A 23,649-nucleotide genomic window follows, 5' to 3' on the forward strand; every position below is an offset into this window, starting at 1 on the left:
TCTCCTCGATTGATGCGCGTCTTCATCACCGGGGCGAACGGGTTCATCGGGCGGGCACTCGCCGTGCGGTTGCGGGAGCAGGGGCATGCGGTCGGCGGGGTCGACCTTTGCGCGGACGAGCCGGCCGGGGTGGTCGCGGGTGACGTCGGTGAGGTGGGCGAGTGGCAGGACGCCGTGCGCGGTGCCGATCTGGTCGTGCACGCCGCGGCGGTGGTGTCGAACGCCGTGGGGCTCGCGGAGCAGTGGCCGGTCAACGTCCTGGGGACGCGGAACGCGGTCGATGCGGCGGTGCGGGCGCAGGCCGGGCGGTTCGTGCAGCTCTCGTCGATCCGGGCCTTCTCGGACCTGGGGTTCCCGGACGGGGTGACCGAGGACCGCCCGGTCCGGACCGATGGGAACCCGTATGTCGACACCAAGATCGCGGGGGAGCAGGTGGTGCTGCAGGCCCACGCCGAGGGGCGGATCGCGGTCACGGTGGTACGGCCGGGCGACGTCTACGGGCCCGGCTCCCGCCCGTGGACGGTCCTGCCGGTCGAGCTGATCAAAAAGGGACGTTTTTTGCTGCCGGGGCGGGGCGACGGCATCTTCAGCCCGGTCTACGTCGACGATCTCGTGGACGGGCTGCTGCTGGCGGCGACGAGGCCGGAGGGCGCGGGCCAGGTCTTCACCCTCACCGGCGGGGTGGGCGTGCCGTGCCGGGAGTTCTTCGGTCACTACTACCGCATGCTGGGCAAGCGCGGGCCCCGAACCCTGCCGGCCGGGCTGGCGGTCGCGATCGCGGAGGTGGCCGGGCGGGCGGCGGCGCTCGCCGGGATCCGGACCGAGTTCAACGCGACCTCGATGCGCTACTTCACCCGGACCGGAACCTATTCGATCGCGAAGGCCCACCGGATGCTCGGCTACACGCCCGCGGTCGGTCTGGTCGAGGGGATGGCCCGCACGGAGCGGTGGCTGCGAGAACGCGGGTTGATCCTTGACGAGGTCAATCCGTAGCGGCATCGTTTCGCTGAGTGATGATCTCTCGCCGTAGCTTTATGGCTGTGACGGCTGCAGGAGCTGCTCTCCCAGGGAAACCGGCGCGGAAGGTGGTCCGCCCACCCGCGCTCCGACCGGGTGACCGGGTCAGAGTCGTCGCGCCCGCAGGCGTCCCTGACGAGCGGCTGGCCCGGGGTATTCAGATCCTGCAGGGCTTCGGGCTGGTGGTCGAGCCCGGCGCCCACCTCTACGACCGCTACGGCTACCTGGCCGGCACCGACGCGGACCGCCTCGCCGATCTCAACGCGGCCTTCCGAGACCCCGGTGTGCGCGGCGTCTTCGCGGCCCGGGGTGGCTACGGCACGCAGCGGATCATCGACGGCCTCGACCTGGACGCGGTGCGCCGTGATCCGCGGGTCTTCGTCGGGTTCAGCGACCTGACCGTGCTCTCCGGCCGCCTCTGGACCGCCGCCCGCCTGGTCAGCTTCTACGGGCCGATGGTGAACTGGACCGACTCGCGAACCGGTCCCACCGAGATCGAGTCGCTGCGCCGGGCGGTGATGACCACCGACCCGATCGTGCTGACCCGCGACCCGGCCGAGCCCAGCGCGGCGGTGAGCGTCCCCGGCGTGGCGACCGGCACCCTGCTCGGCGGCAATCTGAGCATGCTGCAGGCGAGTGTCGACACCAAGGATCTGCCCGATCTGAGCGGCGCGATCCTGCTCTTCGAGGACACCGACGAGGCGCCGTACAGCTATGACCGGATGTTGACCCACCTCATCCGGGTGGGTGCGCTGCGCCGGATCGCCGGGGTGGCGATCGGGCAGTTCACCGACGCCGCGGTGGTGAGCGGCCAGTGGACGGCGGCCCAGGCGGTGCAGGACCGGCTCGGCGGGCTGGGCGTGCCGGTGCTGGGCGGCCTGCGGATCGGCCATGGCACCGGCCAGCTGACCGTTCCGCTCGGGACCAGGGCGGCGATCGACACGGTGGCCGGGACTCTCACCGTCGCGGCGGGTGTCGCCGGTTAGACTCCTGGATCCTTCACTGACCAGGAGAAACACGGAACCATGCGTGACCTCGCGACGCTGCCCAAGGCGCACCTGCACATCCACCTCGAGGGCGCGATGCGTCCGGCCACCCTCGCCGAGCTCGCCGCCGAGGCCGGTGAGCTCGCCCCGCCGACGCGGGGGTTCGCCAGCTTCCCGGAGTTCGTCGCGATGTACGACGGTGCGGTGGCGTTCGTCCGGACCCGGGAGCACCTGGCCCGGGTGATCCGCGAGGTGGTGCAGGATGCCGCCGCGTCCGGGGCGGTGTGGATCGAGGCGCAGGTCAACCCGATGTTCTACGTGCCGCAGTTCGGCACGCCGGCCGAGGTGACCACGTTCATGCTGGAGACCGGCCGGGCCGAGGCGGCGCGGCTCGGGATCGGGTTCGGGCTGCTGTTCTGCGCGATCCGGAACCTGCCGCCGGCGGACGCGGAGGCGCTCGCGCTGCTGGGCGCGGAGTTCGCCGGTCGCGGGGTGGTCTCGTTCGGGCTCGCCGCCGACGAGGCGCTCTTCCCGCCGGCGCCGTTCGAGAAGGCGTTCCTGATCGCCCGGGAGGCGGGCCTGAAGGCGGCCCCGCACGCCGGTGAGCTGCGCGGCCCGGAGAGCGTCATCGACGCCCTGGACCGGCTCGGCGCGCAGCGCATCCAGCACGGCGTCCGGGCCGTCGAGGACCCCGAGCTGATCCGCCGGCTCGCCGCCGAGGGCATCGTGCTGGACGTCTGCCCGACGTCGAACGTGGCGCTCTGGGTGGTCCCGGAGATCGGCGCGCACCCGCTGCCGGCGCTGCTGGAGGCGGGCGTCCGCTGCTCGCTCAACGGCGACGACCCGCTGCTGTTCGGCGCGGGCCTCCTCGAGGAGTACGAGATCGCCCGCACCTCCCTCGGGCTCAGCGACGGTGACCTGGCCGGGATCGCGAAGGCCTCCCTGGAGGGCTCCGCCGCCCCGGCCGAGTTCGTGGCCGCGCAGGTGGCGAAGATCGACGCCTGGCTGGCTTCTTAACAAAAGCGGCTAAAAGGGCCCGGCGGCCGTGGAGTCGGGGGCTGTCAGGTCCTCGGCCATTCGGATGATCAGCTGACTCACCCGGGTGTCCCGGTCGTGGGCGCTGTGCGTCAGGCTCGCGGTCCGCGCGCCTGGCGCGTCGCCGCCCCGGATCGCCGTCAGGATCGCGGCGTGCTCGGCGATGCTCGGGCCGAACTCGCGGGGCCCGCCGGGCGTGGTCCACGGCGCGGCCACCTTCACCTGGGCCTCGATGGTGCGCAGCAGGCCGGTGATGGTCCGGTTGTGCGCCGCGTTGCGCAGCGCGTCGTGGAAGTGGTTGAACAGGCGCCGGACCTCGGCCGGGTCGTCGGTGGCCTGCGAGCGGTCGTGCAGGTCCTGGAGCCGGGCCAGGTCGATCGGCGTGGCCCGGGTGGCGGCGGCGTAGACGGCCGACGACTCCAGGACCGCCCGCGCCTCGAAGATCTCCAGGATCTCCTCGTCGCTCCGGTGCCGGATCTCGAAGCCGCGTCGGCCGGAGACCAGCAGGCCGTCCTGTTCGAGCAGGGCCAGGGCCTCGCGGACCGGCGTCCGGGAGACCGCGAACTCCTCGCTCAGCGTCTGCGGGATCAGCGGCGTCCCGGCCGGGTAGAAGCCGTGCGTCAGCCGCTCCAGCAGCGTGCGGTAGATGGTGTCCCGCGCGTTCCCGGTCACCGGGCGCGCCATGCGTTGAGCGAGCCGTCGAAGAGCCGCGGCGCGGGCAGCCCGGCCGCGACCAGGGCGAGGATGAGCCCGGCCGCGTTGATCCCGCCGCCGCAGTAGACGATCGACGAGGCCTCCACCGCGGAGGAGCGGGCCCGGTCGAGGTCGATGGTGCCGTCGTCCCGGAGCAGCGCGAGGTAGGGGACGTTCACGCTGCCCGGGATGTGCTCGGCCGCGAACTGCTCCGCACGCAGCGCGCAGACCAGCGTCCCGGGCTCGGCCCGTGCCACCTCGTCGAGGTCCGCGGTGGCCTGCTCGGAAGGCGAATGCAGGGTCAGCTCGCCGACCTCGGAAAGAGGCGCGGGAATGCCGGTCTCGACGGGCCCGGTCCATGCCCGGAAACCGCCGTCGAGCACGCTCACCGAGGCGAATCCGTGGACCCGGAGCAGCCACCAGATGCGAGCCGCCCAGGCGCCTCCGTTGCGGTCATAGACGATCACCCTCTTCCTATTGCGTACGCCGGAAAGAAGCGCAACCGAACGCAGCCGCTCGACCGACGGCAGGGTGAAGGGGAACGGCGCATCCGGGTCGGAGAAGTCCGTGACGAGGTCCGCGAAGCGGGCCGAGGGAATGTGCCCGGCCGCGAACGCCTCGCGACCGGGCGCGAATCCCGTCGCGGTGCGGTGAATGGAGGCGTCCAGCACGGTCACCTCGCCGAGATGATCGGCCAGCCATGCCGCGGAGACGAGCGGCCCGGTCACTTCCGGCGCGCCTTCCACTCACCGCGCTCCGGCCGGGCGAGCCCGAGGTTCTCCCGCAGTGTGGCGCCCTCGTACTCGGTGCGGAATCGTCCCCGGCGCTGCAGTTCCGGAACGACCTCGCCGACGAACCCGTCGAACGCGCCGGGCACGTGGGTGGCCTGGATGACGAATCCGTCGGCGGCCCCGGAATCGACCCAGCGCTCGATGATGTCGGCGACCTCGGTCCCGGTGCCGACCATGCTGCCCTCGGTGCGCGCGCCGTACCAGCGCCCGATCTGCCCGACGGTCAGATCGTTCTTCTCGGCGTATTCGACGACCTCGCGGTAATGGCCCTCGACGCCGACCTCTTCGAGAGTCGGCAACGGGCCGTCCAGGTCGTATCGCGTCAGGTCCACGTTCACGTGATAGGCGAGCCGGGAGAGCCCCGCCTCGATCGAGACCAGGTCGGCGAAGGCCTCGTGCCTGGCCTTCGCGTCCACCCCGACCACCGGCGTCGCGGCGGGCAGGATCTTCACCTGGTCCGGGTCGCGGCCGTGCGCGGCGGCCCGCGCTTTCACGTCGGCGTAGAACGCGATCGCGGATTCCAGCGACGCGTGGCTGCAGAAGATGACATCGGCCCAGCGGGCGGCGAAATCGCGACCGGAATCGCTGGCGCCGGCCTGAATGACGACCGGATAGCCCTGCGGCGGGCGCGGCACGCTCAACGGCCCCTGCACCCGGAAATGCTCGCCGTCGTGGTCGATCGCCTCGACTCGCTCCGGGTGCCCGAAGACGCCGGATTCCCGGTCGGCGACGATCGCGTCGTCGTCCCAGCTGTCCCAGAGCCGGGTGACGACTTCGAGGAACTCCTCGGCACGCGCATAGCGTTTCCCTCGCGGCGGCAGCGTGGCCTGCCCGAAGTTCTGCGCCTCGGCGTCCTGGAAACTGGTCACCACGTTCCAGCCGGACCGGCCGCCGGTGAGATGGTCGATGGTCGCGAATTCCCGGGCCACGTTGTAGGGCTCGTGATAGCCGGTGGAAACGGTCGCCGCCACGCCGAGATGCGTGGTCGCTCCGGCCATCAGCGTGACCACCGGAACCGGATCCAGGCGCGGCGTTCCGGAGCCCCACTTCACGGCCGGATCGAACGAGCCGCCGAGGCTGCGCGGCACGCTGAGCGCGTCCGGAACGAACGCGAAATCGAATCGCCCCGCCTCCAGGGTCTGCGCGATCCGGACGTAGTGCGCGGCGGTGAGAAAGGCGGGCGACGCGTCCGGGTGCCGCCATCCCGCGGTCCCCTGAACACCCGCGTTGAGAAAGGCGCCGAGGTGGATCTGCTTCACTCGGTGACCTCATTCAAAAGCGACAGCTCGTCGACCAGGGCAACGGCGAAAGAGCCGGTTCCCTTGGTACGCGCTCCGGCCCGCTCAGCGGCGAGCGCGTAGGCGGAATGCGCCACGACCGCGCCCTGGAGCGCGTCCCCGGTCGCGAAGATCGCCGCGGCGGTGAGGGCGCCGAGCGCGCACCCGGCGCCGGTGACCCGGGTCAGCCGGACGTCGCCGCCGGGCACCTCGACGATCCGCGAACCGTCCGAGAGGTAGTCGACCGGCCCGCTGACCGCGACGACCGTGCCGATCCGGGCGGCGAACTCGCCGACGGCGGTGATCGCGGCCGACGAGTCGACGGTGGTCTCCACGCCCTTGCCGGTCGCGGCGCCCCCGGCGAGCGCGATCAGTTCGCTGGCGTTGCCGCGGATCGCGGTGGGCCGGAACTCCAGCAGCGAGCGGACGAAGTCGTCGTACTTGGCGGCGCCCGCGCCGACCGCGACCGGGTCGAGCACCCACGGCGTGCCGGCCTGGTGCGCCGTCCGGGCGACCGTGCGCAGCGAGTCCTCGTCGCTGCTCATCAGCGCGGCCGTGTTGATCCAGACCGCGTTCGCGCCCGCCGGGAACGTGGTGGTCCAGTCCGACGCGGCGCCGATGGCGGGCCCGGCGCCGGCGGCGAGCAGCACGTTGGCGCTCAGGTTGGCCGCGATGTAGTTGGTCAGGCCGTAGACGAACGGGCCGCGCTCGGCGATCCGCGCGTAGCCCTGCTTCCAGTCGTACGTGGTCATGATCCTCGCTCCGTCTTTTGTATATCGCTGCATACAGTGCGGTCGAGTCTAGGGCTGGCCAGCGCTTTCGTACCGGTGATGCGGGTCTCAATCTCGTCATCGCCTGCATGTGAGGTGGGATATAGAGACCACCCCTATAACCCATAGAACTAGTAGGTTACTGTGAAGATCCTTCCGATTACCCCTGGAGCATCGCCATGTCTGAACCGCAGCTGCCCGCCCGCCGTCGTAGCCGCTGGCCCTGGATCGCGGCCGCCGTCGCCGTCGTCGTCGCGGCAGGCGCCACGGCCACGGTTCTCTTACGCGGGGAAGAGGACTCCACGACCGTCCGGATCGGTGTTGCCGACGCGTCCGAGCCGTACTGGAAAACCTATTCTGATCTGGCCAAGCAGAGGCTGAACGTGACCGTGAAGCTGGTCAACTTCAGTGACTACAGCCAGCCGAACCCGGCGCTGAAGGAGAAGCAGCTGGAGCTCAACCAGTTCCAGCACATCCAGTACCTGGCGAACTACAACGTCACGTCCGGCGACGACCTGCAGCCGATCGGATCCACCGCGGTCTACCCGCTGCCGCTCTACTCGCTGAAGTACAGGGCCGCCACCGACCTGCCGTCCGGCGCCAAGGTGGCCATCCCGAACGACGCGATCAACCAGGCCCGTGGGCTGCTCGTCCTCCAGTCCGCCGGGCTTCTCACGCTCAAGAACGGCGGAAGTGCCTTCTCCAGTACGGCCGACGTGGAGACCACGAAGGTCGAGGTCGTCACGCTGGACGCCTCGCAGACCGCCGGTGCGCTGCAGAGCGGATCGGTGGCCGGGGCGATCGTCAACATCAACTATGCGACCAGCGCCAAGCTGCCGCACACCGCGGCCGTCTTCGAGGACGACCCGGCCAGCAGCAGCGCCGCGCCGTACGTGAACATCTTCGTGGCCCGCGCCGAGGACAAGGACGACCCGACCTACCTCAAGCTGGCCGAGCTCTACCACGACCTGTCCGTGGAGAAGGGCCTCCAGGAGGCCAACGGCGGCGTCGCCGTGCTGCGGACCGTCTCCGCCGCCGACCTGCAGACGCTGCTCACGACGGTGCAGGACCAGGCCGTCGCGGCGGGCAAGTGACGGCGCACGTCCGGCTGGAGGGGGTCACCAAGTCCTTCGCGGACCTGGTGGCCCTCGACGGCGTCAGCCTGGAGATCGCCGAGGGCGAGGTCTTCGGCGTGATCGGCCAGTCCGGCGCGGGCAAGAGCACGCTGATCCGCCTGATCAACGGCCTCGAGACGCCGACCAGCGGCCGGGTCTTCGTCGGGGAGCGGGAGATCACCGGGCTGCCCGAGCGCGATCTGCGGGCCGTCCGGCGCGACATCGGCATGATCTTTCAAAGCTTCAACCTCTTCCGATCCCGTACGGTGGCCGGAAACGTGGCGTACCCGCTGAAGGTCGCCGGCGTGGCCCGCGAGGAACGGGACCGGCGGGTGGCCCGGCTCCTCGACTTCGTCGGACTGCTCGACCGCGCCCACGACCACCCCGAGAAGCTCTCCGGCGGGCAGAAGCAGCGCGTCGGCATCGCCCGGGCGCTCGCCACCGAGCCGTCGCTGCTGCTCGCCGACGAGGCGACCAGCGCGCTCGATCCGCGTACCACGGCCGAGGTCCTGGCCCTGCTCCGCCGGGTCAACCGGGAGCTCGGTGTCACCATCGTGCTGATCACCCACGAGCTGGACGTGATCCGTACGGTCGCCGACCGGGTCGCCGTGATGGAGGCCGGCCGGGTGATCGAAACCGGTCCGGTCTACGACATCTTCGCCGACCCGCAGACCGATTTCGTCCGCGGCGCCCTGCACGGCCGGCCGAGTTCCGAAACCCTCGCGCGGCTGCGGCTGACGCATCCCGGCCGCATCGTCAGCATCGCCGTTCGCGATCACGCGAGTTTCGCCGGGACCTTCGCCGCGCACGGGGTGACCGCCGAGCTCATCTTCGGCGGCATCGGCGAGCTGCAGGGCCGCTCGCTCGGCAGCGTGACGTTCTCGCTGACCGGCGGCGACATCGACGCCGCGCTGGCCGCCCTGCGCGACTCCGGCGCCGCCGTGACCGAGGAGGGCTGACGTGGACGAGTTCCTGACCAACCTGCCGGTGTTCCGCGAGGCGATCGGCCAGACGTTCTACATCGTCATCATCTCGGTCGTCGTCGGCGGGCTGCTGGGCCTCGCGCTGGGCCTTGTCCTGTACGCCACCCGCCCCGGCAACCTGCTCGCCAACCGCCCGGTCTTCTACGCCGTCAACATCCTGGTCAACATCATCCGCCCGATCCCGTTCGTGATCTTCCTGACCGCCATCCAGCCGCTCATGCTGGTCACGATCGGCACCACCATCGGCACCGACGCGGTCACGTTCGCGCTCTCGCTGGCGGCGGCGTTCGCGGTCAGCCGCATCATCGAACAGAACCTCCTCGCCGTCGAGCCGGGCGTGATCGAGGCGGCGCGTGCGGCGGGCGCCCGTCCGCTGAGCATCCTGCTCACGGTGGTCGTCCCGGAGGCGCTCGGCCCGGTCATCCTGGGCTACACGTTCATCTTCGTCGGCGTCGTCGACATGTCCGCCCAGGCGGGCCTCTTCGGCGGCGGCGGCCTCGGCGACTTCGCGGTGACCTACGGTTCCCAGCGCTACAACTGGCCCGTCGTCTACATCACGGTCGCCACGATCATCATCATCGTCCAGGCCGCTCAGTTCCTCGGCAACGCCCTGGCCCGCCGGGCACTCCGCCGATGAAGACCTTCCTCCGGTACGCCGTGACCACGGCCTCAGCCGCCCCGCTCGACGATCCGGCTGGTGCTGACGGGTGCCTCGCGGCCCTCGACACACCCTTCAGCGCCAGCTGTGTGCTTCTGGCTGTGCTGACAGGTGACCCTGCTGGTCACATCTGGACCACCTGGTTGGGACGCCGGACCCCGTGACCGGGGTGCCCGCCCGAACGCTCGCCGTCCGCGGATCGTCGGCTCCGCCTGCCCGGGTTCGTTCGTGGACCCGGTCGGGCGGTACCCCGCGGGCGGTGAGCCGGCAGTCCAGGGCGCCTCGACCGGTCGGCTGGCGATCCGGGGTGCGTCAGGCCGGTCCGGCTGGCGATCCGGGGTGTCTCAGGCCCTCCGAGAGACCCCTGACCACCAGCCGCGCCGGGAAAGCTGGCACCCAGAGGTCACTCAAGCCCGCCGGTGACGATCCCGCCGGAATCGACCAGCAAAGTCACAGGTGTCTCGCGGTGACCGACACACCCGTCAGCGCTGGCCGGGAGAGGCCGGCTGGTGGTCGGAGGGGTGTCCTGGGGGTTGGCGGCGGAGTGCGTGCCACTCGTGGGACAGGACGGCGAAGACCAGCTGGTCGGTCCACTCGCCGCGGAATCGGTAGGCGGCGACGTGGTGGGCCTCCCGGCGCATACCGAGGCGGGTCATCAGGCGGGCGGACGGCTCGTTGCGGGCGTGGCACCGGGCGTAGACCCGGTGCAGTCCGAACTCGCCGAATCCCCAGTCCAGCAGGGCCGCGGCGGCCTCGGTGGCCAGACCACGGCCGCCGTGGCCGGGATGGAAGACGTACCCCAGCTCGGCCGTCTGGTCGGACTCGCTGCGCCAGACCAACTCCACGGTGCCGATGACCGTCCCTGCGCTGACCGCGGCCAGGGTCAGGCAGTCGCCCTCGGCGTGGAGCGCGTCCTCGCCGGCCATCGCGGTCACCGAGGCCTCGGTGAGCGAGCGGGCGCGCGGCTCGCCGCCGAGCGCCCAACGGGCCACCTCGGGATGGCTTTGGAACGCGTGCACGTCGTCGAGGTCGGCCGGCGTGACCGGGCGCAGGGCGAGCCGGGCGGTGTGGATCGGGTAGGTGGGCCGGGACATCAGTCCGCCTTCCAGACCTGGCGGGGAGCGCACCCCTCGCGGCGGAGCCGGTGTTCGGTATAGACGATGGTGACGTCCAGGAGGCGGAAGCGTACCCGCGCCGCGGGTGTGCCCCGAGCGCCGGGGGTGGCTCGCCAGCAGCCCCCGGCGCTCGGGTGGTCAGAGCTTGCCGGCGGTGCGCAGCGCGGCGAGGACGGTGTTGACCGCGGTGGACGAGAGGTCCTCGCCGGTGGCCCGCTTGTGGTAGCTCAGACCGGCCGGGTTCACCATGTTGATCTCGATGACGTAGGGGAACGCGAGGTCGACGCCGGAGTAGAAGATGCCCAGGTCCATCAGCTTCTTGCCCAGTGCGCCGGCGAAGTCGGCCTCCTCCGTCGTCAGGTCGAGCGCGGAGAAGCGGGCGCCGAGGGTGGCGTTGGAGCGGTGGTCGTGCTCCGGGTGGTGGCGGTTGTAGCCGGTGACCGGTGTGCTGCCGGCGATGACGACGCGCTTCTCGTTCTCCCGGACGTTGGGGATGTACTCCTGCACCGCGGCGTGCCGCTTGGTCATGCCGATGACGGTGCGGCCGTAGCGGCCCTCCCGGGAGAGGACGTTGCCGGTGGCCGACCCGAGGATGGCGGTGCGGTTGCCGTCGGTGCGGTTCACCACGTACACGTCGGCGCCGCACCCGTCGTCGGTCGGCTTGACCACCCAGGACCGGGAACCGCCGGACTCCACCAGGTCGTTCAGGAAGTCGAAGTCGTTGGAGACGTACGAGGCCGGCAGGTTCTCCGGCGGGACGATCGCGCCCAGGTTGATCTTGTTGTTCAGGAAGTAGAGCGCCGCGGCGTCGTTGACGAACGGAACCCGCTGGTTGAGCAGCCACAGCAGGCGGAACGAGTCGTCGCCGGACTCCGGGTGGGTGCCGGCGAGGACCCAGACCAGGTCGAACTCCTCCGCCGAGGCGTACGGCCGGCGCAGGGTCGGGAAGTCACCGCCGACGGCGAACTCCTCGGAGACCCTGATCTGGTCGCAGACCACGACGGACCGGTGCAGGTTGAGGGTGTCGATGTCGCCGATGTGCACCTCGTGGCCCTCCCGGAGGAGGGCGCTGGGGATGATCGAGTGGTTGTTCAGCTCGGTGGTGGACGTGGTGGGTACCAGAATCAGGATCTTGTACGACATGCTCTTCTCCCCGGAGGACGGTCGGATCGGTCGGGTCACGCCCGGGCGGTCATCGTGCGGATGGCCGTGTCGAGCCGGGCTTCCAGTTCATCGCGGGTGTCACCCACGGCCAGTACGAAGGCGTGCCGGTCGGCGGACTTCGCGACGGGTGCGGGGACCTGGCCCGCGGGGACGCTGATGTGCACCTCGGCCACGCCCGGCAGCGAGACGACCAGCGCCGTGCTGATCTCCGGCATCGGGGTGGTGTGGTCGAAGGTGACGTAGCGGATGCCGGCCACCCGGGGCCGCGCGGCGGCCGGTGGCGGCAGCTCGAAGACCGCCGCCATGGCGTGACCGAAGACGTCCTCGCCGAGGGCGAGGGCGAGCATGTCGCTGATCCGGTCCCCGCCGGGACGGCCGTGCGACTCGATGAGCCGTGGTCCGGTCGCGGTCAGCATGACCTCGGTGTGCGAGGGGCCGTTGCGGTAGCCGGCCGCGTCCAGCGTCGCGGCCACCAGCGCCGTGATGGCCGCGGCGTGCTGCTCGGGAAGGTGTACCGGCAGCGTGTGGCCGGTCTCGACGAAGGACGGCGCGCCGGTGGTGAGCTTCTCGGTGATCGCCAGGACACGATGTCGGCCGGCGCTGCTGGTCGCCTCCACGCTGTACTCGGTGCCGGTGAGGTACTCCTCGACCAGGTACGGGGTGCCGGCGGTGAGCTCTCGTGCGGCGAGTTCGGCCTCCGCCGGGTTCGTCAGCAGCCGTACCCCGGCACTGCCGCTGCCGTCCACCGGCTTGGCCACGACCGGATACCCGATCCGCGCGGCGGCGGCCGGCAGGTCCGCCGGGCTCCGGCAGACGGTGTACGCGACCGGGGCGCCGGCCCGGTCGCCGACCAGGGAACGCAGCGCCGCCTTGTCCTTGAACGCCAGCTGCGTCGCGGGCGGGGTGCCGGGCCAGCCGAGTTCCTGGTTCACGGCCGCCGCGGTCACCGCACTCAGCTCGCCGAAGCCGAAGCAGCTCACCGGAGCGGGCAGATTCAGTTCCCGCAGCCGGCGCACCATGTCGTCCCGGGACTCAGTCCAGTTCGTCTGGATCACCGGCCAGTCGCCGGCCGGTGGCTCCGGCGCGGGCTGATCCGTGACGATCACCAGATTCAGGCCGAGTTTCCGGGCCGCGTCGATGACGGTCTCCCGGGGACGGATCAGCACGGCGGTGGGGACGCTGGGCGGTCGCATGCTGGACGGGCCCTTTCGGTAGAAGGTGGGAGGCGGCGGCCGCTACGACGGCGACGCCGCTGATGGTGATCCAGAGGGCCGGCCCCCCGTGCAGCACCTGCAGGAGATAGCCGCCGCCGCTGGAACCGAGCAGGCTGCCCACCGCGGCGGCGGCACCCATCGCACCGAGCGTGAGCCCGGTGCGGCGCGACGAGCCGGCGCGGACCGCCTGGTCGTCGAGGCTCGGCGAGATCAGCATCTCGGCCAGCGTCACCGGCAGCACGAAGAGCAGCAGGGCCGGCCAGCCGGTGAGCGGGAGGAAGACGGCGTACGCCAGGGCGAAGGCGAGGAAACCGATGCGGAGCAGGGTGCGGCTGGTGGCGTGGTGGAAGACCCGCCGGATGAGCACGTACTGGAACAGCACGCACAGGACGCCGTTGACGGTGAAGACGACCGAGATCGCCGCGGTGCTCCCGGTCAGTCGCTGAGCGGTCAGCGGCATGACCACGTTCAGCTGGCTGTAGACCGTCCAGTACGCCGTCCCGAGCAGGAAGAGCAGGACCCAGTGCCGGCGCGCCCACGGCTTCCCGGGCTCGGCCGGTCCGGCGGCACCCGGTCCGGCGGCGGCCGGTGTCCCCGGGGCGGCGGGCCGCGGGGTGCGGGCGGTGAGCAGGAGGCCGAGGATCAGGTGCGAGCAGACACAGGCGGCGAGGATGTACGGGAAACCGAAGGGGTAGGCCAGCGCGCCCAGCGCCGGGCCCGCCACCACGCCCACGTTCACGAAGGTCGAGCGGAGCGCGAGCATCCCACGGGGATCGTCGCCGCTCTCCTGGACCAGGCGGGTCTTGATGGAGAGGCCGAGCAGTGATCCGCCGATGCCGATGCCGAGGATTCCGGGCACCAGCAGCCCGAGGCCGGGACGTCCGGTGATGCCGAGGCCGAGCAGGACGTAGCCGGCGATGCGCAGGCCGAAACCGGCGGCCAGGACCGTACGGGCCGGGAAGCGGTCCACGATGAGGCCGCTGATCAGCGAGAAGGTCTGCCCGCTGAAGGAGAGCAGCCCGACCAGGAGCCCGACCCGGCCGGCCGGCATCCCCACCGCGCTGAGCTGGATCGCCAGCAGGGGGAGGAACATGAACGTGGTCAGGCCGGTGAGCAGGACCGTCAGGAGCAGGGTGCGCCCGTTGGCCGACGTGTGGCGCCAGGCGTTCAACGGGCGGTGTCCTCCGTGAGGTTCGCCATCAGCCAGGTCTCGGTCTCCCGGACCCGCTGTTCCACCTCGGTGAGATCCGCGCCGCGGACGATGGCGAAGCAGAGGTGCGAGGCGCTGTGCTGGACGACCGCACCGGGCTGGAGCGCCGGGTTCACCTCGTACTGGTCGATCCAGTCGAAGGGCGGACGGCCGGGCGGTGTCACCGGGCGGCCCTGCGGGAGGATCGAGATCGAACCGCGGACCTCCGCCGGGGCCCCGGCGGGTGGCGGGGCGACCGGTAGCCCGACGGACCGGCGCAGCCACACGCCGTGCAGATCGACGCCGTAGGTGGCCTTGGTCAGCGCCGGGATCCGGTTGCCGCCGACACGGGAGGCGATCTCGCAGAACACCAGCTCGTCGTCGGGGGTGTGGAACACCTCCAGGTGATAGGCGCCGACCTCGGGCAGCGCGAAGGCGCCGAGCACCCGGTCGAGGAAGTCGTCGAGCCGGGCGGCGAGCTTGTCGTCCGGGTGGAGCTGGAGGGAGCCGTTGTTCTCCCCGGAGAAGACGCCGAGGCAGCTGCGCAGGTACCGCGAGGCGGCGGCGAAGCGGTAGCCGGGGGCGACGACCGCGTCGACGTGGTACATCGGACCCTCGACGAACTCCTCGGCCATCAGGTCGTCGCGCCAGTGCCGGCGGCTGAACGCCATCAGGTCGTCCTCGTCGCGCAGCACCGCGATGTCCCGCGAGCCACCCTGCTTGACGGGTTTGACCACCACCGGGTAGCCGTTGGTCTCGATGAACGCGGTCAGGTCGGTGATCGCGTGCAGCCGGGTGAACCGCGCCGTGCGGACGGCCCGGCCCGCGACCTCCTTCATCACCGCCTTGTCCCGGAAGGAGAGTGCGCTGGCCGCGGACTGTCCGGGGATGCCGAGGTCCTCGCGGATCCGGGCGACCCGCTCCAGGTCGTACTCGTTGTCGGTGATCAGATGGGTGAACGGCTCCTCCCGGTGGAGCTGCCGGATCCGCAGTTCGGGGTAGGGCACGAACTCGCAGTCCTCGACGTGCTCGTAGGAGCCGAGCCCCTCGGTGGCGGTGAGCGCGTTGTGGCTGTAGACGTGCACGTTCCCGGCCACCTCCGCGAGCATGGCGGGGTAGTCGCGCCCGGGGCCGTAATTGATCACGGCGACCTTGGTCATCGAGCTCTCTCCTCAGTGGATTGACGAACGGTCAGCTTATCCGCGACGTTCGGCTCGTCCGGGATGCCGGAACGGGTGGCCGGCCGGTAGGGCGGGAGATCGTCCACCACGGCGTACGGGCGCCGCGCCCAGTGCATCGTGCTCCACGGGCCGGTCAGGTCGGCGAGATCGGTGATGACGTCCGGGGTGTACTCCGGGTCCCGCTCCGCGGGGCCGTCCGGCGGGAAGACGCGCTCGACGTAGCGATGTCCCGGATCGGCGGAGAGGAAGACGATCGGACCGCCCTGCGGGAGGAGCGAGCGGACGTACCGGGAGACCTGCCAGCCCGCTCCGGAGGAGAGGCCGGCGAAGACGCCGGTGGTGGAGAGCAGGCCCCGGCACCCGGCCGCGGAGACGTCGAAGTTGATCCAGTGGATGTCGTCGTACGCGGAGTAGTCGATGTTGTCGAACCGGATGCCGCTGCCGATCCCGGCGACGATGAACCCGTCCAGCGGGATGGCCTCGGAGCCGAAGGAGCGGCTGCCGAACGGCTGGATGCCGACGATGCGTACGTCATCGGTGGCGTCTCGCAGGTAGCGGCTCATGGCGCTGGTCGACGCGCCGGTGCCGACCCCACCGACCACGGTGACGTCCGAGGAGCCCAGCTCCTTGAGGATCGTCTCGGCGACGCTCTGGTAGCCGACGTAGTGCACGTCGTCGTGGTACTGCTGCATCCAGTACGCGTCCGGGTGTTCCCGCATGTAGTCGTGCACCAGGCGGACCCGGGTCTCCTGGTCGTGCTGCAGGCCGTCGTCCCCGGAGGAGGGGACCTGGGTGTAGGTGGCGCCGAGGTACTTGAGCTGCGTCCGGATCGCCGCGTCCACGGCGATCGAGGCGAAGATGTGGCACTTGAGGCCGAAGGTGCGGCAGACGAGCGCGAGGGCGTGCCCGTAGATGCCACTGGAGCTGTCCACCAGGGTCTGGCCCGGGTGGATCACCCCCCGTTTGAGGAGGTCCTCGACGGCCGCGTAGACCGAGGTCACCTTCATGACCTCGAACCGGAGGACGAACACCCCGTCGCCCAGGTCGATCAGATCAGGTTCGGACAGCTTCTCCGCGAATGACTTGTACACCGCATGCCTTTCCTCGGGCTCGAACGTCCTGCCACCGGCACGAGGAGTTCTATGCGCCGCGGATCCCGCCCGGATCCCGCCGGGTTCCCGGAGCGCGATGGGAGCCCTCGGGGAAGCCGGTACCGACGATGTATCCGTATGAAGACCATCCAGTCCACTGTGATCGCCGTCGGAGCGGAGCTTCCGGAACCGGCGGATCGGGTCTGCGACGTGGTGATGCGCCAGGCCCGGCGTGATCCCGACCATCCCGCGGTCGTCTGCGGGGACGTGCGTCATACGTACGGCGAGCTCGCCGCGGCCGCGGTGGAGGTCGCCCGCCGGATCGAGGCCGACGGGTACGGTGCCCGCTCGAAACGGATCGCGGTGCCGGCCGTCCGTGCCGTCACCACGGTCGCCCACCTGCTCGGGATCTCGTACAGCGGCCGCTCCTTCGTCCCGGTCGACCCCCAGGCGCCGTCCGGCACCGCCGACCACGTCCGCGCCGCGGCGGGCCTGTTCGTCTCGCTCGACCCGGAGACCGGCGGCGTGCTCCGGCACGGCGAGCCCGGCGACGCGGCGCACGCCGCCGACTCCTCCCTGTCGGGGGAGGCCTACGTCCTGTTCACCTCGGGAAGCACCGGGCTCCCCAAGGGCGTCGCGGTGTCCCAGTACAACCTCGCGACCTCGACCGAGGCCCGGCTGGCCGTGTACCGGCCCTCCCCGGCCTCGGTCTTCCTGCTGCTCTCCCCGTTCCACTTCGACTCGGCGATGGCCGGCCTCTGGGGCACCCTGTCCGCGGGCGGCACCCTCGTGGTGGCCCGGGAGAGCGAGCGGCGCGACCCGGACGCGCTCCTGCGGCTGATCGCCGAGCACGGGGTGACCGACCTGCTCACCGTGCCGAGCTTCTACCGGGAGATGCTCGCGGTCTGGGGCCGGGACGCCGCGGGGTCCGCCGCGCTCGCCTCGCTGCGGACCGTGATCTGCGCCGGGGAGGCCCTCGGGCAGCACGTCATCGACCGGCACTTCGCGATGCTGCCGGAGGTGCGGCTGGCCAACGAGTACGGCCCGACCGAGTGCACCGTCTGGTCGACCTACCGGATCTACGACAGGCCGGGCCGGCCGACGATCGGGCATCCCATACCCGGCAGCACGCTGCATCTGCTGGACGACCGGCGGCGTCCCGTCCCGCCCGGTGCGGCCGGGCAGATCGCCGTCTCGGGTCCCGGGGTGGCCGCCGGATACGTCGCGGACCGGCAGCGGACCGAGGCCCGCTTCGTGGTCCTGGCGGAGGGTCCCACCGGGGCGACCCGGTGTTACCTCACCGGCGACGTCGGCCGCTGGTCGCCCGAGGAGGGGCTGGAGTTCGCCGGGCGGCTCGACAACGAGATCAAGATCCGTGGGGTACGGATCGCCGCCGAGGCCGTCGAGGAGGCGCTGGCCGCGCACCCCGGTGTCCAGGCGGTCGCGGTCGCGTACGACGCCGAGGCCGCGACCTCCTACGCGTTCGTGGTCGCCGCGCCGGACCGGACTCCGGACCCCGCCGCGATCCGGAGTACCGGCCGCGCGGCGCTCGGTGCCGCCGCCGTACCGGATCGGGTGATCCTCGTCGAGGCGTTCCCGCGTACCGCCCACGACAAGATCGACCGGGCGGCACTGCTGGCCGCGGCGCGCCGCCCGGCGGCCGCGACGGCCGATCGGGACCGTGGCCTCGCGGAGCGGGTGGCACAGGCGTGGGCGGAGACCCTCGGCGTCGAGGTCCGCGACGACACCGCCGAGACGTTCTTCGAGCTCGGTGGCAACTCGCTCACCGTCCTGCGGCTCACCCGCGCGCTGGGGGCGATCGCCGGGCGGCGCATCGGTGTCAAGGACGTCTACCACGCCGGAACCATCGCGCTGCAGACGGAGCTGCTCACGGCGGGCGGCGGCAGGTGAGCGGGATCGGTCTGCGGACCCCGGTGACCGGATCCCTCCGGGAGATCGCCCCGGGCCCGGCGGGCGGGCCGGCCGTCCTCTGTTTCCCGCACGCCGGCGGCTGCGCGTCCTTCTTCCACCCGTGGCGATCCGCGCTGGCCGGGGTCCGGGTGGACGCCGTGCAGTATCCCGGCCGTGAGGAGCGGATCGCGCACCCGCCCGCGCCCAGCCTGGTGGCCCTCGCTGCGTCCATCGCCGGGGAGATCCGGGCGGGCGCCCGGCGGTACGCGGTCCTCTTCGGTCACAGCATGGGCGCCTACCTCGCCTTTGAGGTCGCGCACCTGCTGGAACAGGCCGGTGCGCCGGTCCCCACGGTGGTCGTCTCGTCGGCCGCGGCGCCCGCACACCGGCCGCCGGTGCCGTTCCGGCGCAACGACGAGGTCCTCGCCTACCTGGAGAGCTACGAGCCGGTCGACGCCGAGGTCCGGCAGGACGAGGAACTGCTCGACCTCATCCTCGGCTACCTCAAGGACGATCTGCGGCTCGTCGCCCGGTACACCCAGCACACCGGCAAACGGATCAGCGGCCGCATGGTGGCCGTCGCCGGCGCCGCGGACGTGCCCGGCATCCGCGGCGGTGTCGCGCGGTGGCGTGACCACGCGGCGGGCGGGTTCACCGTCCGGACGGTCCCGGGCGGCCACTTCTACCTTCGTGACGACCCGCCGCTGGCGCTGCTGGCCGACGAGCTCGCGGGTGCGATCGGCGGGTGTGCGGCATGACACACCCGGCGGACGACATCCTCGACGGCGCGGTCTACCGGACCGGGGTTCCGTACGAGACCTTCCGGCGGATGCGCGAGCAGCAGCCGGTGCGGTGGCACGAGCCCGGCGTCTTCCCCGGGTTCTGGTCGTTGACCGGGTACGACGAGATCAGGGAGGTGCTCCGGGACGCCGGGACGTTCAGCTCCACCGCGGGCATCCTGTTGCGGCCGCTCGCGCAGGGCGACGACCCGGGTGGTGACCGGACGCTGGCCCTCTCCGCACCGGCCCGGCACGCGGCGCTCCGTGGCGCGATCGCCGACTGGTTCGTGCCGCGCAACCTCCGCCGGCTCGGCCGCTTCCTGGACGACGCGGCGCGGTCGGCCGTCGGCGCGGCGGTGGCGGCCGGGCGCGTCGACTTCGTCACCGACATCGCTGCCAGGCTGCCGGTGGACGTGGTCTGCGCGTTCCTCGCCATCCCCGACGCGGATCGCCCGGAGATCGTCGACTGGACGACCGACGCGTTCTGCGCCGGCACCGCGGAGGAGCGGAGCCTCGCCCACCTGCAGATCCTGGAGTACTTCGGCGCCCTGGTGGAGGAGCGCCGGGCCAGGCCGGGCGACGATCTGGTCAGCGTGCTGGCGCGCGTCCGGTACGAGGGCGCCCTGCTCCCGCCGGAGGACGTCGTCCTGAACTGCGACAACCTGCTGGTCGGCGGTACGGAGAACGTCCGCCTGGCGATGTCGGGCGGGATGCTGACGATGCTGGAGCATCCGGACCAGTGGTCGATGCTGCGCGACGACGTCGACGGCGGAGAATCCGACGGCACCCTGGGTACGGCCGTCGACGAGATCCTCCGCTGGACCTCCAGCGCGACACATCTCATGCGCCGGGCCGTGCACGACGTCACCCTCGGCGGTCAGCGGATCCGGGCCGGGGACCGGGTGGTCTGCTGGCTCGTCGCTGCCAACCGGGATCCGGCGCACTTCGCCGATCCCGACCGGTTCGACCTGCGCCGGACCCCGAACCGCCACCTGGCCCTGGGCGCGGGCTCGCACTACTGCGTCGGGAGCCGGCTGGCGAGGCTGGAGATCAGCACGGTGCTGCGGGAGTTCATCGCGCAGGTCGGGGAGGCCGTACCGGACGGATCTCCGGAGTTCCTCGACTCCATCGTCGTCAACGGGCTGCGCCGCCTGCCGCTGAAACTCACGCCGAGGGCGGTCTGACGTGCCGGTGCGACGTCGTATCCGCCGGTCCAGGCGCTGGTATCGAGCGGGGAAGCGAACGGGAACGAGATCCGTGAACATGAGTACACGTTGGACATCGGATGACGAACGACGGAGCGGGGACAGGACCATGGACATGAAGGCTTCGACATTCACCGGATTGGTGGCGGCGCTGGCCGTGGCGATCGGGTTCTGGGCCGCGCCGGTGCCGGGCAGCCGGACGCTCGCCTCGGACGCCGGCCCGGCCGTCATCGTGGAGACGCCCGGCGGTACGGCCGCTCCCTGACGCCGGGCCCGTTCCCGGTCCCGATGCCCACCGGGACCGGGAGCGGGCGCCGCGCGGTCAGGCGGCCGCCTTCCGGGCGGACGGTTCGGCCATCGTGGCGTACAGGCTGTCGGCGCGGTCACGCTTCGCCTGCGCCGCCTGGTGCTGACCGAGCGCCGCCTGGACGTCGGCCATCCCGGTCAGTGCCCTGGCGACCTCGATCCGGTAGCCGATGGTGTCCGCGTGCGCGTAGGCGCTCTCGTACAGCTGCAGCGCCTGCCGGAGGTCTCCCGCCTGGAACCGGACCGACCCGACGATGTTCTCCACGGTCGCCCGGCGGATCGTGGTGCCCATCGCGGCGAGGAGTTCGAGGGAGCGCACCGCATAGGCGTCGGCGCGATCCGCCCGCCGCAGCCGCTGATACACCTTCGACGCCACGGCGAAGGTCAGGGCGAGATTCTCCGGTACGTATCGCTCGTCACCCAGGGTCAACGCCTGGTCGATGGTGAGCCGGGCCGACTCGAGGTCGTCGCCCGCGAGCTGGGCTATCGCGAGATCGGTGAGCGCGGTGATCTCCTCGCCGTAGGGGCCGAACCCGCGGCTGAGCAGGATCGCCCGCTCGGCGGCCGCGCAGGCCTCCCGGTACCGGCCCCGCCAGGAGTACACCGTGCTCAGGTTGGAGCAGGCGTAGCCCTCCTGCCGTCCGGCGGTCAGCTCGCCGTACAACGTCACCGCCTGCTGCAGACGCCACTCCGCCTCGTCGAGGAATCCCAGACAGCTGAGCATCAGGCCGAGCATGTTCAGGCAGCTGGCCTCGCCGTCCCGGTCGTCCAGCGTCAGGGCGATGTCGAGTGCCTCGGAGGTCGTGACGATGCCCTCCGCGAACCGGCCGAGTTTCCACTGCACCACGGAGAGGTTCGACAGGCTCAGGCGCAGGGTACGTGGTTCGTCGAGCCGCCGGGCCGCCGCCACCGCGAGCGACGCGACGTGCTGGTACTCCGGGAATCTGCTCCGGGTGTTGAGGAAGAAGAGCAGATTGCGTGCCAGGTGTACGGCCTGCCGGTACAGGCCCTGTTCCAGCGCCCTCTCCACCGCGGCGAGCAGGGTGCCGTGCTCCCGTTCGAAGAACGCCTCCGCCTGTTCGGGGTCGGCGAAGACGGGCAGTTCCACCTCGGGGCTCTGCCAGCCGTCGGTCGCCTCGCGGCCCGGGTAGCGGATGCGGCACGCCCACTCCGACACGGCCAGGTAGTAGTCGAGCAGTTGCCGGAACGCCGCCGGTTCGGCGGTCCGCGCCGGGAGCCGCCGGATGAACCGGCGCACCAGGTCGTGGAAGGTGTAGCGGCCGATCTCCCGGGTCTCGATCAGGTGCACGTCGACCAGGTGCTCGAGGACGTCCTCCGCCTCGTGTACGCCGATCCCCAGGAGCGCCGCGGTCGCGGCCGTGTCGAACTCGTCGCCGGGGTGCAGCCCGAGCAGGCGGATCGCGTCCCGATGACTCTCGTCCATCGCCAGGTAGGACAGCTGGAGCGTGGCCTCGATGCCCCGTTCGCCGGAGCGCAGCTCGTCCAGCCGTCGGGCCTCGTTGCGTAACCGGTCGACCAGGTAGCGGGTGCTCCAATGCGGCCGGCTCCGCAGCCGGCCGACGGCGATGCGCAGCGCCAGCGGCAGATGGCCGCAGAGGGCGACCAGTTCGCGGATCTCCTGGGACTCGTTCGCGCTGCGCTGCCGGCCGAGGGCGGCGGTCGTCAGCGCGATGCTCTCCGCGCTGGACAGCAGTCCGAGGGCCATCGACTGCGAGCCGTCCAGGCCGGTCATCCGGTGCCGGCTGGTGATCAGCACCGAACAGCCCGCGGCTCCGGGCAGCAGCGGCCGGACCTGTGCGGCGTGTGCCGCGTTGTCCAGCAGGAGCAGCATGCGCTGTCCGGCGAGGGTGGACCGCCACAGCGCGGCCACGGCCTCCAGGTCCTCGGGGATCTGCTCACCGCGCAGGCCGAGGGTGCGCAGGAGCGTGGCCAGCACCGTCACCGGCTGGCGTGGCTGCTCGCCGGGGGTGAATCCGCGCAGGTCGACGTAGAGCTGCCCGTCCGGGAAGAGCGGTGCCAGCCGGTGTGCCGCGCGTATCGCGAGGGCGGTCTTCCCGCTGCCGCCCATGCCCTCGATCGAGATGATCCTGACGATGTCGTCACCGGGTGGGTGCGCGGCCATCATCAGGCCGGTCAACTCGGACTCCCGCCCGGCGAAATCCTGCAGATCGTGCGGGAGCGTGCAGGGGGCCGGGCCGGTGAGCGCGGCCGGCGCCGGTGCCCCGATCGGCTCGGTGGGCTCCGGCGGGGCGGCCTCCGGACTGCCGCGGAGGATCATCTCGTGCACCCTGTTCAACTGCTGGCCCGGCCCGACGCCGAGCTCCTCGACCAGCAGCCGGCGGGTGCCGGCGTACTCGGCCAGCGCCTCGGCGCGGCGCCCGGACCGGTGCAGGGCCAGCATCAGGTAGCCGCGGAAGGTCTCCCGGAGGGGATGGTCGACGATCAACTGCCGGAGCTCCTCCACCAGCTCGCTCGACTCGCCCAGGGCGAGTCTGATCTCGATCAGTTGCCCCACGGCCGCCAGCCGTCGCTCCTCGAGTACGGCCGAGGCCGCCGAGATGAGCGGACCGCCGCTCTCGGACATCACCGCACCGCGCCACAGGGCCAGCGCCTCGCGGAGTGACCGGGCCGCGTCCGGGAGCGCACCGGCGTCGGACGACTCGCGGGCCTGCTGCAGCCGGTCGGTGAAGAGCGTCAGGTCCAGCTGGTCGACTGTGACGTCGGCCCGGTAGCCCGGCCCGTCGGTGGCTATCAGCGAGTGTCCCTGCGGGATCCGCTGGCGCAGATCCGCGATCGCCTTCCGGACCTGGTGGGTCGCGGTGGGCGGGGGATCCTCGTCCCAGGCGGCCTCGACGAGCCGGGCGACCGGCACCACTTTCCCCGAGGAGAGCAGCAGCGTGGTCAGGATCCGCGCGGAGATGAGCCCGCTCAGTTGCAGCCTGACTCCGGCGATCTCCACTAGTAGGGGGCCGAGGATGGCGAAATGCACCTGTTCAGAAGTTTGACGCTTCATCCAACCTCGCCCGTGTTACAAATGTTGCCCCGCAAAGTATCTCTGTGTTACATCGAAACTAGTTGAGATGTTACCCATAAGATCCGCCCCGCGGCAGTGAACGGGCGCCGTCGCGATCATCGGACGACTTGCCCG

Annotated in this window: 21 protein-coding genes; 10 read left to right on the top strand and 11 right to left on the bottom strand. The window is 71.4% G+C overall.

What is annotated here, in order from left to right; translation table 11 throughout:
• Positions 1-12: 12 nt before the first annotated feature.
• The 3 genes from AB0M08_RS17740 to add are packed head-to-tail and all read left to right on the top strand — an operon-like array spanning position 13 to position 3,020.
• Positions 13-993 (top strand): NAD-dependent epimerase/dehydratase family protein, encoded by a 981-nt coding sequence (locus AB0M08_RS17740; RefSeq protein ID WP_364493886.1) that lies wholly within the window; start codon positions 13-15, stop codon positions 991-993.
• Positions 994-1,034: 41 nt separating this feature from the next.
• Positions 1,035-2,003, top strand: coding sequence for an LD-carboxypeptidase (locus AB0M08_RS17745; protein WP_364493889.1), 969 nt, complete (start codon positions 1,035-1,037; stop codon positions 2,001-2,003).
• 39 nt (positions 2,004-2,042) lie between these two features.
• A complete protein-coding gene (gene add, locus AB0M08_RS17750; protein WP_364493892.1) occupies positions 2,043-3,020 on the top strand; it encodes an adenosine deaminase in 978 nt (325 codons plus the stop codon).
• 9 nt (positions 3,021-3,029) lie between these two features.
• On the opposite strand, the gene AB0M08_RS17755 is transcribed toward add, so the two are convergent.
• Genes AB0M08_RS17755 through AB0M08_RS17770 form a run of 4 tightly spaced genes read right to left on the bottom strand, consistent with a single transcriptional unit; the run spans position 3,030 to position 6,551 of the window.
• Entirely contained in the window at positions 3,030-3,722 is a 693-nt protein-coding gene (locus tag AB0M08_RS17755) for a GntR family transcriptional regulator (protein ID WP_364493895.1), read from the bottom strand.
• Positions 3,707-4,459 (bottom strand): rhodanese-like domain-containing protein, encoded by a 753-nt coding sequence (locus AB0M08_RS17760; RefSeq protein ID WP_364493898.1) that lies wholly within the window; start codon positions 4,457-4,459, stop codon positions 3,707-3,709. The genes AB0M08_RS17755 and AB0M08_RS17760 overlap by 16 nt, the downstream gene beginning before the upstream one ends.
• Positions 4,456-5,781 carry an LLM class flavin-dependent oxidoreductase gene (locus AB0M08_RS17765; protein WP_364493900.1) on the bottom strand — a complete coding sequence of 442 codons (1,326 nt, stop codon included), beginning with the start codon at positions 5,779-5,781 and terminating at the stop codon, positions 4,456-4,458. The genes AB0M08_RS17760 and AB0M08_RS17765 overlap by 4 nt, the downstream gene beginning before the upstream one ends.
• A complete protein-coding gene (locus tag AB0M08_RS17770; RefSeq protein ID WP_364493903.1) occupies positions 5,778-6,551 on the bottom strand; it encodes a hydroxyethylthiazole kinase in 774 nt (257 codons plus the stop codon). Before AB0M08_RS17770 ends, AB0M08_RS17765 begins: the two co-directional genes overlap by 4 nt.
• Positions 6,552-6,748: 197 nt before the next feature.
• On the opposite strand from AB0M08_RS17770, the gene AB0M08_RS17775 reads away from it, so the two are divergent.
• From AB0M08_RS17775 to AB0M08_RS17785, 3 genes are read left to right on the top strand one after another with little or no spacing between them, the layout of a single operon-like run.
• Entirely contained in the window at positions 6,749-7,663 is a 915-nt protein-coding gene (locus AB0M08_RS17775) for a MetQ/NlpA family ABC transporter substrate-binding protein (RefSeq protein ID WP_364493906.1), read from the top strand.
• A complete protein-coding gene (locus AB0M08_RS17780; protein ID WP_364493909.1) occupies positions 7,660-8,643 on the top strand; it encodes a methionine ABC transporter ATP-binding protein in 984 nt (327 codons plus the stop codon). The genes AB0M08_RS17775 and AB0M08_RS17780 overlap by 4 nt, the downstream gene beginning before the upstream one ends.
• A 1-nt stretch (position 8,644) precedes the next feature.
• The gene (locus tag AB0M08_RS17785; protein ID WP_364493912.1) at positions 8,645-9,304 is read left to right on the top strand and encodes an ABC transporter permease subunit; all 660 of its coding nucleotides are present in this window, start codon (positions 8,645-8,647) and stop codon (positions 9,302-9,304) included.
• A 503-nt stretch (positions 9,305-9,807) separates the two neighbouring features.
• On the opposite strand, the gene AB0M08_RS17790 is transcribed toward AB0M08_RS17785, so the two are convergent.
• The 6 genes from AB0M08_RS17790 to AB0M08_RS17815 all read right to left on the bottom strand — a co-directional run bounded on the left by AB0M08_RS17790 (position 9,808) and on the right by AB0M08_RS17815 (position 16,279).
• Positions 9,808-10,419: a GNAT family protein gene (locus tag AB0M08_RS17790; protein WP_364493915.1), complete on the bottom strand. Its 612-nt coding sequence runs from the start codon at positions 10,417-10,419 to the stop codon at positions 9,808-9,810.
• Positions 10,420-10,578: 159 nt separating this feature from the next.
• Positions 10,579-11,583, bottom strand: a complete 1,005-nt coding sequence (locus AB0M08_RS17795) for a hypothetical protein (protein ID WP_364493917.1) — start codon at positions 11,581-11,583, stop codon at positions 10,579-10,581.
• Between the two features lie 35 nt (positions 11,584-11,618).
• On the bottom strand, positions 11,619-12,710 hold the full coding sequence (locus tag AB0M08_RS17800; RefSeq protein ID WP_364493920.1) for an ATP-grasp domain-containing protein: 1,092 nt from the start codon (positions 12,708-12,710) through the stop codon (positions 11,619-11,621).
• Complete coding sequence (locus AB0M08_RS17805) at positions 12,637-13,989, bottom strand: MFS transporter (protein WP_364493923.1); 1,353 nt, start codon at positions 13,987-13,989, stop codon at positions 12,637-12,639. The genes AB0M08_RS17800 and AB0M08_RS17805 overlap by 74 nt, the downstream gene beginning before the upstream one ends.
• Complete coding sequence (locus AB0M08_RS17810) at positions 13,986-15,167, bottom strand: hypothetical protein (RefSeq protein ID WP_364493925.1); 1,182 nt, start codon at positions 15,165-15,167, stop codon at positions 13,986-13,988. Before AB0M08_RS17810 ends, AB0M08_RS17805 begins: the two co-directional genes overlap by 4 nt.
• Positions 15,164-16,279 (bottom strand): pyridoxal-phosphate dependent enzyme, encoded by a 1,116-nt coding sequence (locus tag AB0M08_RS17815; protein ID WP_364493927.1) that lies wholly within the window; start codon positions 16,277-16,279, stop codon positions 15,164-15,166. The genes AB0M08_RS17810 and AB0M08_RS17815 overlap by 4 nt, the downstream gene beginning before the upstream one ends.
• 138 nt (positions 16,280-16,417) lie before the next feature.
• Here AB0M08_RS17815 and AB0M08_RS17820 point away from each other — a divergent pair, with 138 nt between their 5' ends.
• The 4 genes from AB0M08_RS17820 (at position 16,418) to AB0M08_RS17835 (ending at position 20,439) form a co-directional block, all read left to right on the top strand.
• Positions 16,418-18,190 (top strand): non-ribosomal peptide synthetase, encoded by a 1,773-nt coding sequence (locus AB0M08_RS17820; RefSeq protein ID WP_364493929.1) that lies wholly within the window; start codon positions 16,418-16,420, stop codon positions 18,188-18,190.
• Entirely contained in the window at positions 18,187-18,948 is a 762-nt protein-coding gene (locus AB0M08_RS17825; protein ID WP_364493932.1) for an alpha/beta fold hydrolase, read from the top strand. Before AB0M08_RS17820 ends, AB0M08_RS17825 begins: the two co-directional genes overlap by 4 nt.
• Positions 18,945-20,153, top strand: a complete 1,209-nt coding sequence (locus AB0M08_RS17830; RefSeq protein WP_364493935.1) for a cytochrome P450 — start codon at positions 18,945-18,947, stop codon at positions 20,151-20,153. The genes AB0M08_RS17825 and AB0M08_RS17830 overlap by 4 nt, the downstream gene beginning before the upstream one ends.
• 136 nt (positions 20,154-20,289) lie before the next feature.
• A complete protein-coding gene (locus AB0M08_RS17835) occupies positions 20,290-20,439 on the top strand; it encodes a hypothetical protein (protein ID WP_364493938.1) in 150 nt (49 codons plus the stop codon).
• 57 nt (positions 20,440-20,496) lie between these two features.
• On the opposite strand, the gene AB0M08_RS17840 is transcribed toward AB0M08_RS17835, so the two are convergent.
• Positions 20,497-23,490 (bottom strand): BTAD domain-containing putative transcriptional regulator, encoded by a 2,994-nt coding sequence (locus AB0M08_RS17840; protein ID WP_364493941.1) that lies wholly within the window; start codon positions 23,488-23,490, stop codon positions 20,497-20,499.
• Positions 23,491-23,649 lie beyond the last annotated feature (159 nt).

The organism is Actinoplanes sp. NPDC051851 (assembly GCF_040681165.1).
Lineage (GTDB): Bacteria > Actinomycetota > Actinomycetes > Mycobacteriales > Micromonosporaceae > Actinoplanes.